This is a genomic window from Methylobacterium sp. WL116 (assembly GCF_008039455.1).
Lineage (GTDB): Bacteria > Pseudomonadota > Alphaproteobacteria > Rhizobiales > Beijerinckiaceae > Methylobacterium.
The window spans coordinates 1-997 of sequence record NZ_VRUV01000919.1 but is presented as its reverse complement, the minus strand read 5'-3'; the positions used below and the strand labels follow the sequence as shown (position 1 = coordinate 997).

Annotated in this window: 1 protein-coding gene; it reads right to left on the bottom strand. The window is 75.8% G+C overall.

Annotated elements, in window-relative coordinates; genetic code table 11:
* Nucleotides 1-100: 100 nt before the first annotated feature.
* A complete protein-coding gene (locus FV223_RS28480; RefSeq protein ID WP_246689852.1) occupies nucleotides 101-928 on the bottom strand; it encodes an adenine nucleotide alpha hydrolase in 828 nt (275 codons plus the stop codon).
* Nucleotides 929-997: the final 69 nt, after the last annotated feature.

Below are 997 nucleotides of genomic sequence, written 5' to 3'. Positions count from 1 at the left end.
GCCTCGCGGCGCTCGATGCCGGCGGCCGGGACGCGCTCGAAGGCTGGATCGCGGCGCAGGCACCGGGACGCCTCGCCGCGAACGCGGTCCGCTTCGAGCCCTACCGCACCGGCAGCGCCTTTCTCGTCGGCGGCGGGGCCCGGGCATGAGCGTTTCCGACGAGTTCACCCTGGATTTCGCCCGCGCCGAGCGGATCGGCCTCGAGGAGGCGGTGTTCTGCGCCGGCAAGTCCGCCGCGCAGATCGACGCGATCCTCGCTGCTGCGGCCGAGCGGGAGGCGCGCTTCCTCCTGACCCGCCTCGACGCGGACAAGCACGCCGCCCTGCAGGCGGCCCACCGCGCGGCGCTCGACCGCGTGGATGAAGGCCAGCACCTCCGGCTCGATGCGGATGCCGGTCTCGACCCGGCTCGACAGGCAGGGGGCGGAGGGCAGCTCGGCCACCGCGCCGAGGCCGAGATCGCGGCTCAGCCGCCGCACCGCCGCCTTGTCGAGGCCGGCCTCGACGTAGGGGTGGCGGACGCCGTAGCCGGCCGCGGCGTCGAGGCCGGGCCGGTACTCGCCGAGGTCGTCGAGGTTGGCGCCCGAGACCATCGGCCGGTCGGTGACGCCGCGGATCGCGCCGTAGAGATTGGTCTTGCAGAAGAAGCAGCGGTTCACCGGGTTGGCGCGATAGGCCGGATCGGAGAACTCGCCGGCCTCGATCACCCGCAGGCTCCAGCCGGCGCGCGCCGCCTCGGCGCGGACGCGGTCGGTGGCTTCCGCCGGCACGGCGGGGGAGGCGGCATGCACCATCAGCGCGGCGTCGGCGCCGAGCACGCGATGGGCGAGCGCCGCCAGCGTCAGGCTGTCGACGCCGCCGCTCACCGCCACGGCGACGGACCCGATCTCGCGCAGGACGGCCTCGAGCCGGGTGGAAAGGGCGCTCACGACGTCGGCTCCGGGCTCTCGAGGGCGATCCGCTCGGCCTCGCGGCGCAGGGCGGCCCGGGCGGCGTGG